This window comes from Alphaproteobacteria bacterium (genome assembly GCA_004295055.1).
In the GTDB taxonomy this organism is placed as follows: Bacteria; Pseudomonadota; Alphaproteobacteria; order SHNJ01; family SHNJ01; genus SHNJ01.
The window spans coordinates 99,471-113,769 of the sequence record SHNJ01000006.1 but is presented as its reverse complement, the minus strand read 5'-3'; the positions used below and the strand labels follow the sequence as shown (position 1 = coordinate 113,769).

General features: G+C 49.3%; 14 protein-coding genes. 8 read left to right on the top strand and 6 right to left on the bottom strand.

What is annotated here, in order from left to right; translation table 11 throughout:
• Window positions 1-50: 50 nt before the first annotated feature.
• A complete protein-coding gene (locus EYC62_01005) occupies window positions 51-509 on the bottom strand; it encodes a YbaK/EbsC family protein (GenBank protein ID TAH37837.1) in 459 nt (152 codons plus the stop codon).
• A gap of 99 nt (window positions 510-608) precedes the next feature.
• On the opposite strand from EYC62_01005, the gene EYC62_01000 reads away from it, so the two are divergent.
• Together EYC62_01000 and EYC62_00995 are read left to right on the top strand one after the other, a co-directional pair.
• Window positions 609-1,844 (top strand): DNA polymerase, encoded by a 1,236-nt coding sequence (locus tag EYC62_01000; protein ID TAH37836.1) that lies wholly within the window; start codon window positions 609-611, stop codon window positions 1,842-1,844.
• Window positions 1,845-2,086: 242 nt separating this feature from the next.
• Window positions 2,087-2,650 carry a fasciclin domain-containing protein gene (locus EYC62_00995; GenBank protein TAH37848.1) on the top strand — a complete coding sequence of 188 codons (564 nt, stop codon included), beginning with the start codon at window positions 2,087-2,089 and terminating at the stop codon, window positions 2,648-2,650.
• 45 nt (window positions 2,651-2,695) lie between these two features.
• On the opposite strand, the gene queA is transcribed toward EYC62_00995, so the two are convergent.
• Window positions 2,696-3,736, bottom strand: a complete 1,041-nt coding sequence (gene queA / locus EYC62_00990) for a tRNA preQ1(34) S-adenosylmethionine ribosyltransferase-isomerase QueA (protein TAH37835.1) — start codon at window positions 3,734-3,736, stop codon at window positions 2,696-2,698.
• 40 nt (window positions 3,737-3,776) lie between these two features.
• Here queA and EYC62_00985 point away from each other — a divergent pair, with 40 nt between their 5' ends.
• A complete protein-coding gene (locus tag EYC62_00985; protein TAH37834.1) occupies window positions 3,777-4,364 on the top strand; it encodes a hypothetical protein in 588 nt (195 codons plus the stop codon).
• 121 nt (window positions 4,365-4,485) lie between these two features.
• A complete protein-coding gene (locus EYC62_00980; GenBank protein ID TAH37833.1) occupies window positions 4,486-4,692 on the top strand; it encodes a cold-shock protein in 207 nt (68 codons plus the stop codon).
• Between the two features lie 82 nt (window positions 4,693-4,774).
• Here the strand turns inward: EYC62_00980 and EYC62_00975 are convergent, their stop codons facing one another.
• Both EYC62_00975 and EYC62_00970 read right to left on the bottom strand, forming a co-directional pair.
• Window positions 4,775-6,001, bottom strand: coding sequence for a DUF1501 domain-containing protein (locus EYC62_00975; protein ID TAH37832.1), 1,227 nt, complete (start codon window positions 5,999-6,001; stop codon window positions 4,775-4,777).
• Window positions 6,002-6,010: 9 nt separating this feature from the next.
• Window positions 6,011-7,927, bottom strand: coding sequence for a DUF1800 family protein (locus tag EYC62_00970; protein TAH37831.1), 1,917 nt, complete (start codon window positions 7,925-7,927; stop codon window positions 6,011-6,013).
• Between the two features lie 282 nt (window positions 7,928-8,209).
• Between EYC62_00970 and EYC62_00965 the strand changes: the two genes are divergently transcribed.
• Window positions 8,210-8,698, top strand: coding sequence for a hypothetical protein (locus EYC62_00965; protein TAH37847.1), 489 nt, complete (start codon window positions 8,210-8,212; stop codon window positions 8,696-8,698).
• An 11-nt stretch (window positions 8,699-8,709) separates the two neighbouring features.
• Here the strand turns inward: EYC62_00965 and EYC62_00960 are convergent, their stop codons facing one another.
• A complete protein-coding gene (locus EYC62_00960; GenBank protein ID TAH37830.1) occupies window positions 8,710-9,327 on the bottom strand; it encodes a GAF domain-containing protein in 618 nt (205 codons plus the stop codon).
• Between the two features lie 670 nt (window positions 9,328-9,997).
• On the opposite strand from EYC62_00960, the gene EYC62_00955 reads away from it, so the two are divergent.
• Both EYC62_00955 and EYC62_00950 read left to right on the top strand, forming a co-directional pair.
• Entirely contained in the window at window positions 9,998-10,255 is a 258-nt protein-coding gene (locus EYC62_00955; protein ID TAH37829.1) for a DNA-binding protein, read from the top strand.
• Window positions 10,256-10,531: 276 nt separating this feature from the next.
• Window positions 10,532-12,469 (top strand): cation-translocating P-type ATPase, encoded by a 1,938-nt coding sequence (locus EYC62_00950; GenBank protein ID TAH37846.1) that lies wholly within the window; start codon window positions 10,532-10,534, stop codon window positions 12,467-12,469.
• Between the two features lie 96 nt (window positions 12,470-12,565).
• On the opposite strand, the gene hmpA is transcribed toward EYC62_00950, so the two are convergent.
• Entirely contained in the window at window positions 12,566-13,789 is a 1,224-nt protein-coding gene (hmpA, locus tag EYC62_00945) for an NO-inducible flavohemoprotein (GenBank protein ID TAH37828.1), read from the bottom strand.
• 81 nt (window positions 13,790-13,870) lie between these two features.
• Between hmpA and EYC62_00940 the strand changes: the two genes are divergently transcribed.
• Window positions 13,871-14,290: an Rrf2 family transcriptional regulator gene (locus EYC62_00940; GenBank protein TAH37827.1), complete on the top strand. Its 420-nt coding sequence runs from the start codon at window positions 13,871-13,873 to the stop codon at window positions 14,288-14,290.
• The last annotated feature ends 9 nt before the right edge of the window (window positions 14,291-14,299 follow it).

Below are 14,299 nucleotides of genomic sequence, written 5' to 3'. Positions count from 1 at the left end.
GCAAAAGCAATTATTCCACAACGCCTAAAAATACGGCGGTTTTGCCTTTTTTAAACCGCAATTAATTGAGCGCCGGTAATTTTATGCAATTCTTGCGGGGTCATTCGCATCACCTTGTATGGATGCCCGGCCGCCACCCATATTTCGGCAAATTGAAATAAAGATTCGTCCATAAAGGTGCGCACCGGATTCGCGTGCGCAAACGGCGGAACGCCGCCAATGACATACCCGGTCTTATCGCGAACGAAGTCGGCATCGGCTTTTTCCAGCTGCAAATTATTTTGATTGGCCAGTTTTTTGGCATCCACCGTGTTAACGCCGCTGGTGATGACCAATACCGCCTGGTCCTGCGCCTTATCTTTAAATATGATCGATTTGCCGATTTGCGCGACGGTACACCCAATCGATGCAGCCGCCTCGGCGGCGGAACGGCATGTCTGCGGCATTTCCTTTACCACAATTCCAAGCCCCTGATTTTCAATAAATTCTTCCACTTTATTTTTTGCCATGACACACCTTTCACAAGGAACGATACAAAAAAACAGCGGCAAAGCCAAGCCCGGCTTGACTTTGATTTCAGCCCCATTATTATAGAACAAAACAGGAACATGAAAGAGGCCCCTATGCAAGTCGAATGGTTGATCCTGGATTTAAACAGTTTTTTCGCTTCCTGCGAACAACAATCCAACCCGCATTTGCGCGGCAAACCGGTTGCGATCGTTCCATCCATGACCGATTCCACATCCGTCATCGCCGCAAGTTACGAGGCGAAAAAACACGGCATTCGCACGGGCACTTCGGTGGGCGATGCCAAAAAATTATGTCCCAATATCCATCTGCAAGTCGCGCGGCACCGTTTATACCTGGAATATCACCATGCCATTATTAAAGCGGTCGAAGAATGCGTTCCAATCGAAAGCATTATGTCGATTGATGAAATGGCCTGTCAACTGATGGATAACGAGAAACCGGTCGATGCGGCAACGGCGCTGGCCAAAAAAATCAAGGCCAATATCCGCGAAAAGGTTGGCGAATGCCTGACATCGTCGATCGGTTTGGCGCCGAATAAATTTCTGGCCAAAGTTGCGTCCGATATGAAAAAACCGGATGGTTTGACGGTAATAACCAGGGCGGACTTGCCCGGAAAATTATTGCCGCTGGACCTATCGGATCTGTGCGGTATCGGCGATGGGATGCTGCAAAGGCTGAACAATGCCGGAATTTTTTCCATCGAAGACCTATACGATGCATCCGCCGAAGAATTGCACGATATTTGGGGCGGGATCGAGGGCGACCGGTTTTATGCGATGTTGCATGGCGAATCGGTATACCGCCCCACATCGGAACGGCGCAGCATCAGCCATCAACATGTTCTTGAACCGCCATTACGCAATCGCGATGGCGCGCGCAAATTCGCCCGGTATTTATTGATGAAGGCCGCCCAGCGGCTGCGCAGCCTGGGGCTTTATTGCCGGCATTTATCGGTCCAGGTCAAATTTGCAAAACCAGGCGGATATTGGTCCGACGACATGCGTTTTGCCGAAACCCAAAGCAGTCAGGATTTATTATCCTGGCTGGAACAAATGTGGGCAAACGCGCCGGACAATCCGCCGTTACGCGTCACCATAGTTTTGTCGGATTTTACCGCGGCGACCTCGCATCAGATGGATCTATTCGCGGTTCCAGCACAACAAAAAGTCGAATCCAGCCTGCTTGGATCCATGGATAAAATCAATAAACGCTATGGGTATGGCACTATCGGGTTTGGCGACCTGAAGCCGGATTTCCGGCATTTTAATGGACGCATCGCGTTTCAAAAAGTGCCGGATTTTGAGGAGTTTTAACGCACGCGCGCCACTAAAAAGCCGCAAATCATGCCTTTTAAGGATTGACCGGATTAGTGTTTATCGGTAAGAAACTGCATCTTATCCCGCATTCCCAAAATGCTTTCATATCAACGGAGAAAATTATGAATAACAACTTCAAAAAAACCCTTTTGGTCCTGGTGGCCATCGTGGTGGTTATTGCCGCCGCACAATATGTTGGAAAAACCGATTCTGCTTCCGGCTCGAACGTTTTAACCAGCATGAATTCTTCCACCAACAGCAACACCGCGCCTGGCAGCAATTTAAACAGCGATGAACAAGCCGCTAACGCCGCGATCACCGCCGCTGCGAAAAATGCATTGAACAGCAAAAACGCCGCTTCCGCGAACAGCAACGCTGCCGCAACCGTGGCCAGCACCATTGCATCCAACAGCAATTTGTCGACCTTTAACAGCTTGATTCAAACCGCTGGCTTGAACAGCATTTTGACCAGCCCAGGTCCAATCACCGTTTTCGCGCCAACCGATGCCGCTTTTGCAAAATTGCCGGCAGGCACCGTTGCCAACTGGCAAAAACCGGAAAACAAAACTGAATTGCGCCGCGTTCTGAGCTATCACATCAGCAACGGCAAATTGGCTTCGGCTGATTTGGCAAAATCGGCCAGCCAGCAAACCTTGGCCGGCTTGGCGATTACCGCCAGCAGCAACGGCAGCAAAATCAACAATGCCCAAGTTGCCAGCGCCGATATCAGCGCCAGCAACGGCATCATCCACACGATCGATACCGTGTTGATGCCGTCGGCAGCAAGCGTTCCAACCAACTAATTCTGGTTCGAATTCCTATTAAAGGCGGCCTTTGGGCCGCCTTTTTTATTTGCCTGGGAATAATAGACACGCATCGCCATAGGAATAAAAACGATATTGATTGGCGATAGCATGCGCATATGCATTTTTAATGGTTTCCATTCCCGCAAAGGCCGACACCAACATCAGCAAAGTCGATTGCGGCAAGTGAAAATTGGTGAATAGAATATCGACAATTTTAAATGAATAGCCCGGCGTGATGAAGATTTGCGTTTCGCCCTGGCGCGCCGCGATTTCTCCGCGAGATCCGGCCGATTCCAGCGACCGTGCCACTGTGGTTCCAATCGCGACAACACGTCCGCCATTTTTTTTGACTTCACTGATCTTATCCGCGGTTTTCGGCGACACGTCATACCATTCCGCATGCATGACGTGGTCGGATAATTTTTCCGCGCGAACCGGCGCAAAAGTCCCGGCGCCGACATGCAATGTAACAAACGCATGATCGATGCCGGATTGTTTTAAATTATTCAATAATGATTCCGTGAAATGCAGCCCGGCCGTTGGCGCGGCCACAGCGCCTTCGGATTTGGCGAAAATCGTTTGATAATCGCGCTTATCCTGCTCGTCATCTTCACGATTGAAATATGGCGGAATCGGAATATGCCCATATTGCGCCAGCGCGCCCATAATATCGTCGCGTTTCGCCAAAAGCCGCAGATAAACAAAACCTTGTTCCGGATCTTTGGCGCGCACTTCGGCGCTGAAATCCTTGCCGAAAACAATCGTATCGCCCAGGCGCAGTTTTTTCGCTGGCCGCGCCATGGCTTGCCAATTGCCGGCGGACGGCCGATGCAACAACACTTCTATTTTCCTGCCATTGCAATCGCCGATCAACCGGGCGGGAATAACCTTGGTATCGTTGAATACCAGCAAATCGCCCGCGCGCAATAATTGCGGCAAATCGCACACCTGCCGATCCATCAATCCGCCATCTTTAACCACCAGCAATTTCGCAGTATCGCGCGGTGAAATCGGACGCGACGCGATCCGGTCTTGCGGCAAATCAAAGTCGAAATCTTTCAATGTTAATGCGGTTGCATTCATAGCGGTTTTTATAGCGCCAGTTTTATGCTATAGGCAAGCGATGATCGATAAAGAAATTTTAGGCGCCTTGTCGGTTGGAATGGGTGTTCTGGGAACGGGACTTTATTTCTTTGGATTATGGCAAAAAACCACCCGGCCGCATTTTTTCACCTGGCTGATTTGGGGCGCATTGACCATTATCGCGTTTGCCGCACAAGTAGTAAGCGGCGCCGGTCCCGGCGCGTGGGCAATGGGATTCACAGCGTTCAGTTGCTGCATTATTGCCGTTATCAGTTTAATAATTGGCGAAAAAAACATTACCAAAACCGACTTGATGGCATTGATTGCGGCTGTTCTATCTTTGATAGCATGGTATTTAACGGACGATCCATTATGGTCGATAATTATTGTAACCGCAGTCGATGCATTGGGATTTTATCCGACTTTCCGTAAATCTTGGAGTTCGCCATGGGCGGAACCATTGCTAAGTTATTTGATAGCGGGTTTGAAATTTATTCCGGCCTTGATGGCGTTAGAAATATTTAATTGGACCACTGCTTTATATCCTGCATCGCTGGTGATTTTGAATAACGGGTTTGTATTGCTGCTGCTCTATCGGCGCCAAAAGGTTAATAAGCCGGCGATTTGACAAAATTCGGCATTGGAGTATTATTCCGTATCGCTTGACTACCTTTTTGGCTTACGTGTTTGCTTCGGCATTTACTCAGCTTGTAGTTCAAAGCTTTCGATAACTTACTATGGAGTGTTAAATGCCTAACGGTACCGTAAAATGGTTCAATCCAAATAAAGGCTTTGGTTTCATTCAACCGGAAGATGGATCGAAAGATGTTTTCGTTCACATTACGGCGGTGGAACAAGCTGGCTTGAAAAACTTGAACGAAGGCCAAAAAATCAGTTATGAAATCGTAACCCAAAAAGGTAAACCAGCCGCAGCCAACTTAAAATTGGTTGCTTAGGATTTCCAGAACTTTCAACAAAAAAGCCGCCCCATATGGGCGGCTTTTTTTCTCCCTCGCTTCTCTTGGTTATTTTAAAAATTTAGGCATTGCCTCCAACATTGCTAATTATACGGTTTGGAAATACTTGCATCGCTTCTGCATTGGTTAAACCATAAAACGCGCGCAATAAGCCTCGTATAATGTCATAAGCATATACTGTCGGCCGCATAGAATTATTGATGGAGCGCTGATTCAAGTTTAATTGTCCCGGTAAAACCTGACCGCCAATCCCAGCCATTAGGGTTGAATTGCCGGACATTACCGTCATCAAGCCACCATCGCCGTGTTGCGTGCCGTTATCGCTTTCATTTACTGTCCGGCCGAATTCACCGCCAGTTACCACCAAATAATCGTTGGAACGGCCGGCGCCTTCCATGATCGCGTGAAAAGCAGCCATCCCGTCGGCATAAGCGCGGGCCCATTGCGCTACCACCGCGCCATTATGGGTATCATTGCCATCGCCCCGCAGAACAAAACAATTTGCAACACCGGCAATCGCCATATATGCGGCCAGCGCCATTCTTTCCCGCAAAGCATTGCACATATCATTAATGCGCGGGGCATTCGTCAGGTTTTCATGACCAGCCAAAGAAGAGCTAAGTACCATGTCCTGAGAATAACCTTGCTGCAACAAATCGCTTAATCCGCTTAGAGGGCTGTATAGTTCGCGCATCATATTAACAAGACCAACGTCGGTCGCGGGTCCCGGCGCCTGATAGGTTAGAACATTTCCGCTGCCATCGAGAAATGGCATAGAGCGATTGGATTCCGCCATCGACATGCCTGTTGCACCGCCCAACACCTGCATCAAACGATTAACCCATCCTGTGCGTACAGCGCTGTCATTGGGCGCCCCTCTGACCATATCGTTTGTGGCGGCAAAATGCGATCCTCCATGCACTTGCGAATCGCTAAATGCGACAGAGTGGAAAAATCCAACCTTTCCAGACATATATAAATTACGCATCGATCCAAGATTCGGACTTAGCCCATAATAACCGTGATTGATATCCAATACTGAACTGGCGTCGATTCCTGGCGCGGATCGGCGCAAAACCGGGCGTTCGTTGCGGTAAATCGAATCATTGAATGGACATACATAATCCAACGCGTCTGGTCCGCCATTTTGCATGACAAAAACAAATATTTTGTTTCCCGGCACAGTGGCATAGGATAATTCCGGCATACCGGCCGTGACCGCTAATCCAGCGCATGCGCCGCCAATTTTTAAAAAACCGCGCCTGCTGAGATTGGAAAAGTTACTCATACTTCTCTCCTACCGCTTTAAAAATTCTTCGCTGACCAGCAACGCGGTATGCTGATTCGATGTTAGATTTAAGATGCTCGGACTACGGCTGAAATTTAGACGAATGGTTGCAATAGTTCGGTTATAAAGACTGCGCGCAGATTCCCGGCCTTTGATCAATTCGCCAATTTCCGATGCAATCAACAAACGCTGCAACATGCCGGATGGCGTTTTCCAATTGCTATCTTCCGGTAAATAACCTCGTACATCCGGCGCATAACCAAACTTCATTCCCATTTTCCGCAAATATTCAAACAACGCAGTCTGAATCATCGCCCGCTGAGAATCATTCAAGGCTGCCGGTTCGGTGCTTCCCGCCGGTTTCAAAGAGAACAAGCCGGAAGTCCGTAAAGTTTTGATAACCCATTGCTGTGGATTGGCGAATTTTTTCGGAATGTACATGTTATTGGTCGTTAAGACGCCTGGATAGCTTACTAACGCCCTTGCTACCGCCCCAAGATCGCCGCCAGTATTGTTCCAAACGGTTGCAAGTTCCGTAATCAAGGCGCGCGAAGTGCCGCGTTCCATGCCAACATCGCCGACGAAATAGCGGACCAATTTTTCCGCCAGGTGCCAGGCAACCGCGGGGTGATTGGCGATTTGACGCATGACCTTAGTCTGTTCGTCTTCGATATGCCATTGGATATAATGGGCATCAACCGGATATCGATCCAAAGTGTAATTTAGAAATGGCCGTAAATCGAACGGCCTGCCTAGATATGGAAGTGGAGTACTGGTCGCGGTGCCGCCAGGATGCGCGTGCGTGCCGCGATAACCGAATATGGAACCGCGAACACCCGGCGCATATTGATCGTTGCCGGCAAACGGCGTCATCCGCACCACGCGACCGCTAAAAATATAGGATAATTCTTGAATGGTATTAGTAGTATACATCGGCGCGCCGCTGTTGCGGTAATACCGTTCTTCGCGGCCAACCGTATGTAATTCTAAAACTTCCCGGGCATAATTCTGATTTGGATTACGGCCGTCCGTTTCCCCATTTAAATGAAATGACATCCCGGCATTATTAAAAGAAGCCAGCTGAATATCTTCGAATTTACGAAACATGTTGGGCAACACCACGTCTTTGATGAACGCGGTGCCAAGCATTCCCAGCTTCGCACTGCCCATATCCAAATAATCCATTTTATGGATAGTGCCGTAATGATTGAACCAGAACATTGCCCAAGCAAAGGCGAAAGGCATGCGGGTTGAAACCGCATCGCGCAGAAATTTTCCCCATTCTTCGGTATAGGCGTTCCAAAACATCGCCCAGGTCGTATTGTTAAATCCGCCCAATGGATGGCGCGATTCATAAATATCCAGCATATCGCTGGTACGACGATAATCGCCGCCAAAATCCAACGGCGCCGTGGTTTGTGCGCGCAGCCAGTTAACCGGCCCACCAGCCCGATTAATATCTTCTTCTTCACCCAGAGCGGGCCCCAAACCATAACGATGCATAGCAGTTAAAGTCATTGCGGGAATCTGGCGGATTTCATAACCGACCGGAGCTGGTTTAGGTGAATTATTGGTGCCGTCCGGAGATGACAAAATAGCCGCCGCATCGGCGCGCGCCTGCGTGGATGTCCGTGGAATCGAGGCGCCCCTGGCACTTACGGCCGCAATCGGCGTTTTGACCAAACCAGACAGATTGGTCATCAGTTTATCCCTGGTTTCCTTGGCGATGAAAGATTGAGCGGCGGCCATATCAACCGTTTTAACCGGTTTAGATTCGGCAATCGCTTTGGATAGTTTGGATTTATCGGCGGATGAAATAGTGGTGGAGGTGGGACCTTTGGCAACCTGTGCTTTTAACTGGCTTAATGTGTTGGTGATAGTCTGTTGATTTAGATTGTTATCGACCATTTTCTGCCCTTTACCCATTTTGACGCCATTCGGCTTATTGCTTATTTATTGGGGGAAATAAGTGGTCTAAAATATCTGTTTATTACCCACCGGATTTAAGCATTATAACATAGATGTTACCACGTAAGTTTCTTTAATGCAAATTTTTTATCCTTAAAATTTTCTTCGAATTATAGCCTTAATTTTAAATATTAAATAGATAATTATTATATTTCAATGCGTTATAAGGTAATGCGGTTGTCACAACGAGACGCTATAATACCTAAGTAGATAAAATGGAGAGTTATTATGTTGTCCGGGTTGAGCCCGTTGGAAGTTTGGGAAATGGCTTCCTATGTTGTGACCGTATTCGGTCTTCCCTATGCCGTGATGTTGTTTTGGTACGAACAAAAACGCGAACGGCAAAACGAAGAAGAAGAAATTTATCAAAAACTATCGGATGAATATGCCGATTTTTGCCAATTATTGCTGACCAACGCCGATTTGCATTTAATGAGCGGCAAAGTAATCCCGGATTCTCAATTAACCGATGAGCAGCAAGAAAGAAAACGGATTATTTTCGATCTATTATTGTCTCTGTTCGAACGCGCCTTCATTCTGGTTTACGAAGAACATATGAGCAAGCAAACCCAGCGTCTTTGGCAGTCTTGGGACGACTATATTCGGTTTTGGATGAAGCGCGACGATTTTCGCAAGGCGCTGGATGTGATGTTATCCGGTGAAGACCCGGATTTCGTTCATTATATGTCCAAGTTGCGGGATTCAATAGCGTATCCCGCCTCTAAATAGATATCGGAATATTATTGTCTAATCTCGCTGCCGTTATTCGGGGTAGGTTCAATATCTGCGGGAAAACGCAGTTTCTCCTGTAATTGCGCATATAGATTCGCATTTTCAAAAGACATGGATGCAGAGTCAGCAAGAGCCTGCAATAAAGCCACTTCCTGTTCCGTTGGTTTGCGTTGTTGTGCCCAATAATTGCCAATGGCTCCCAGCGGCGCGCTGCGGCGAATGGGCACCATTACCAAACTTTTTACGAAAGTCGGGCGATACGCATCATGCGGAATCCGGGGATCGGCATAGATATCTTCGATAACAGCCACTTGTGAATTCAACATAACCCAGCCGCTAATGCATGCGCTTAGCGGGAAACGTCGGCCTTTCCATAAGGGGCTGATGGCATTTTCTTCGGCATAATAACATTCGTCGCCATCCCGCAATACGAACGTCGCGCCATCGGCACCGGTTAAATCACGGGCGGCGGAACGGATAATATTGATCACCGCGCTTAAATTGCGCGCATGCGATAAATCCTGGACAACCTCAATCAGCCGAAAAACAGATTCGACATATTTGTCCTGATCGATCTTATTTTTATGTCCTTTCGATGCGGCCTGGGCATCGTCGGAATTACCCATACAGATCTCCTGATCCTTACTCCATGCCATAGGTATTTATGATTCTAAATACCGGCGCATTAAATTTCCATAAGGAGCGCATTATAGCCAATCATTTTTTATATTTTTATTATAGGCTTAAAAAGATAAATTTAGCCTTATATTGCAAAGACTTTTGGCCTGTTTGTGGATTTTAATCGGAAGATTAATTAAAATTTTATGCAACCGCATGTGGCCGTATGCAGCCATGGGGTGAACAATATTGCGGCGGCGCATCAATACAGAAAATGGAGGTGTGAAACTGACTCAAATTAAAACTAGAAACGGAGCGCCAGGTTCCACATATTTTGACTTACTCTGTCGAATTATTCTCGAATCCATGGCGAAATCTTCGTAATGATCTGAGGTATTTACTACCGTTCCAGCCATATAAGCACAAAATTTTGCCCCTGTGTAGCGGAGTGTTCGAGAAAGGGGCCCGGTGCTCCTGAGAGAAGCGCAGAGGTACACAGGCGGAAAATGATGATTGTGTTTTATATTTATTTTGGAATTGTACTCGCTACTTTGATACGTGATCAAACGGCCTTAAGGCATGGCAAGCAGGCTATCTTTTGAAAGCCGCAAAATGATGCCGAATTAATTGGATATAAGATTGGAATGAAGCATTCATGCGTGGAGAAGGAGAAAAGCCATGCAAAAGAATTCCCCCATTCAACATATTAACCAAAAGGAATTGAGTGAGCGCCTCGGCGTTTCGTGCAGAACCCTTGAGCGCTGGCGCTGGATCGGTATTGGACCTCGCTTTATCAAGATAGGTGGACGTGTACGATACCGACTTTGTGATATCGAGACATATGAACATAGTCGTCTGTGTCAAGCCACCTCTGACCGATACTATTTTGATGAACAGATGCCTATCCATGCTGCGAAAAGCGATAGAATTTTATAGATTCTGGTAGGCAAAGATTATGCGTTTTATTTTAATGCCCCGCTCGTCGAAACAGCGAACCACAAAGCTATGACTATCAGTAGGAGAGACAATACACGTCTGGCAATTAGGATACGGCGTGGACTATCCAAAAATGAGCGCGTGGTTGCAGCAAGAGCAACGATAAAGGAATGTACTTTGTCTCCTTTCCTTGTATTCTGCAGTTTTTGCCAGATACTGTCGATAATTCAAAAGAATCGGACAACCATGAAGATCGCAAAACCTGCCCCCTCAAAAATGTGCTCCTTCTGCAATTCCTTGCGGTATGGTGATTGGATCAGTTTTGCGGGTTATGGCGACGTTTTACTGACAGGGGTGGCCGTATTGGGAATGGCGCTGTCGATTGCCGGTTTCTTGCCATTAGATGAAAACACGTCACAAATTCTTTCCGTTGTGGGCATATCGCTGGTTTACCTTGCAGGCGGAGTGCCCGCCGCCTGGCGCGCCATGACCGCGCTGTGGCGAGAGCGTGTCTTAGATATAGACCTTTTGATGGTCATAGCCGCAATTGCGGCAGCCGTTGTCGGTGCCCCTTTTGAGGGGGCCGTGTTGCTCACCCTTTTCAGTCTGTCTACGACAATGGAAGAAAGGGCGCTGGGCCGCGCAAGGCGGGCTATAGAAGCCCTTATGGCGCTGCGCCCGGAAACGGCATTACGCAAGTCTGCCGATGGGGTCGTCACCGAAATTTCAGCTACCGAGCTTTGCGTGGGCGATATTGTCATACTTCGTCCAGGAGCGCGCATCCCTGCCGATGGCATGATCCTGAACGGTCACGGTGCTATCGACGAGGCGAGCATTACGGGCGAATCCATGCCAGTCAGTAAAGACCCTGGCGCGCCTGTTTTTGAGGCCACCATCAATCTCGATAGCGTACTTGAGGTGAGAGTTACCAAAGCTCTCGCGGAAAGCACCGTTGCGCGCATGATTGCTTTGGTAACGCAGGCGCAAGCTGCTAAAGCCCCTTCAGAACGGTTCAGCGGCTGGTTCGGGCAGCGTTATACGGTGGCGGTACTCGTGGGCGCGGTTTTGGCATTCATAATATTTTACTGGTTTGGCCGCGATTGGGATCAGGCTCTTTACCGTTCTGCCACGCTGCTTGTAGCCGCAAGCCCTTGCGCGATTGTTATCTCCGTGCCTGCCGCGATTTTGTCCGCGCTTTCGGCGGCGGCGCGCGGCGGCGTTCTCTTCAAGGGTGGTGCGGCCCTAGAAACGCTCGCAGCGGTAGATACATTTGCTTTCGACAAGACGGGCACGCTTACGACAGGCAGGGCTGCTATTACTGCCATGGTCGCGCTCGATGGTGACGAAACGCGTTTCTTGTCACTTCTCGCGGGTGTTGAGGCGCAATCAGAGCATCACAGCGCAAGCGCTATAAGGCGGGAAGCTACGGCACGGGGCATTGCTTTCGCCATTGTGAAAAATGTTACCAATCGCCCGAGTGCGGGAATCGTCGGTAGCCATGCAGACGGGGAATTGTGGGCAGGAAATCCAAGGCTGGCAGCGGAGATGGGCGCCGCGCTCGATCATCCCGATCTGGTAAAACTGGCCAGCACAGCGCAAACAATCATTTATCTGGGTCTGGGATCACAGGTGCTGGGGGCGGTCAGTATCGCTGACCAGCTGCGCGTGACATCACTCCCGGCACTTGCCTCCTTGAAGGCAGGAGGCATCAAGAAAATTGTAATGATGACTGGCGACCGCTATCCAGTGGCCTTGCGGATTGGCGAGGAGCTTGGTCTGCACCCAGACAACATATTCGCCGATATGCTGGCGGAAGATAAAGTACGCAGGGTCGGAGATCTGGCCGCCGAGGGCAGGATCGCGTTTGTCGGCGACGGCGTTAATGATGCGGCGGCTCTTGCTCGGGCAGATGTCGGGATTGCAATGGGAGCCGCCGGGTCAGATGTGGCGCTGCAGGCTGCAGACGTCGCTCTTTTATCCGAAGATATGGCGCAACTGGCCTCAGCCCACCTGCTTGCCCGTAAGACCGCATCCATCATACGACAAAACTTGACCTTCGCGATTGGTGCGATGATCGTTCTGGTTGCCGGAGGGTTGTTTTTTGATCTGCCTCTACCCCTGACGGTTATCGGTCACGAAGGTGGCACTGTGCTTGTTGTGCTGAACGGATTGCGCTTGCTCGCTCATGGACGTGTGCACCCAACCGGGCGCTAAACATCTTTAGAGATGTATATCATAAAGACGTCATTGGCGTTAAGCTAAGTGGCTCTCTTTCTTTTTTGAGCGACCGGTGGTTTTCTTGGCCACCGATTATGCTGCGCGTTCCAGCTCCTGCCGTGGGCCAAAGAACTCAAAATGCACTTGGGATGCAGGTATGCCCCATTGCATCAGGCCATGATAGAGGGTCACCATGAAAGGTTGCGGGCCGCAGAAATAATAATCGGCATCACGTCCTGGCAGAAGCGTTTCCAAATATTCCGCTGTCACAAAGCCGTTGCTGGCATTGGCGGCGCTTGTCTGTGGCGCATCGCTGTAACGGTAATAGACTTTCAGGTTTTTATGTTTCTGCGCTAGGGCATCAAAGCTGTTACGGAACGCCTGCACATCCTCGTTCAATACGGCATGCACAAGGACGATCTCACGCTCAGGGAAAGCATCCAGTGCTGTCAGAAGAATACTGTTGATCGGCGTGATCCCAACACCCGCTGCCAGCAAAACCAATGGACGGGCATGGTTTTCGCTGACGTCCAGGAAGAATTCACCACAAGGCGGCGCGATCTCGATAGTATGACCGACTTCAATCTTGTCATGCAGCATGTTTGAAACATATCCGGCAGGCGTGTTCGCCTCCGGTGGAACCTCACGCTTGACGCTGATGCGGAAATGCTCCTGCCCCGGCTTGTCGGAGAGGCTGTAGTTTCGCATCGTGGTCGAGCCATTCGGGGTTTCAGTACGAACGGTGATGTACTGCCCAGGTTTGAACGTAGGGAGTGGCGCACCGTCGGCGGCGACAAGGTAGAATGATGTGATGTTGCTGCTTTCCTTTTCCTTGCGGAGGACACGGAAGGATTTAAAGCCCTCCCAGCCGCCAGGTTTCTTGGCATTTTCATCGTAAATCTGTTTTTCACGGCCAATCAGGATGTCGGCCAGAAAGCCATAGGCTTCCGCCCAGGCATTGATGATGTCGTCGGTTACGCCTTCGCCCAGTACCTCGCGGATGGATGCCAGCAGATTTTCACCAACAATCGGATAATGCTCCGGCTTGATCATCAGGGATGCGTGTTTTTGGGCAATCAGCTCGACCGCACCGCCCAGCACTTCCAGATTATCGATGTTGGCGGCATAAGCGGCGATGGCTCCTGCCAGGGCGCGTTGTTGTTTTCCTGCGGTCTGATTGGTGGGATTGAAGAATGGGGCAACCTCTGGGTTATGGCTGAACATGCGCTTGTAAAAATGGCGGGTCAGGGTTTCGCCATGCTCTTGCAGGATGGGGGCGGTGGATTTGACGATCTGGATGGTTTTTTCGTTGAGCATGGGGAATCTCCTTTAATATGTATCTATCATACATATTAAAGTTTATGCTATAGGAGTCAATAACAGAATGATTGAGTATTCATGCAACTGACCATTTTTACAGATTACGGCCTGCGCAGCCTGATGTATCTTGCCGCCCATCCTGACCGCCGCTGCAGCGTCAGGGAGGTTGCCGAGCATTACGGGATTTCGCGCAATCATCTGGTTAAGGTTGTGCATCGTCTGGCGCAGCTTGGATACATTGACAGCAGCAAAGGCAAAGGGGGTGGTATCAAGATTGCGCAACGGGCTGACAAATTGAAGCTGGGTGATCTGGTGCGGGCGCTGGAGCCGAACATGGACATTGTCGAATGTTTCAACAAGGACACGAACACCTGCCGCATTGCCAGCGCATGCCAGCTCAAACATTATTTATTCGATGCGAAACAGGCCTTTCTAGCGTCCCTCGACAAGCACACGCTGGCGGATACCGTGAAAAATAGAAAGCTGTTTACCTTATAGAATCGGGAT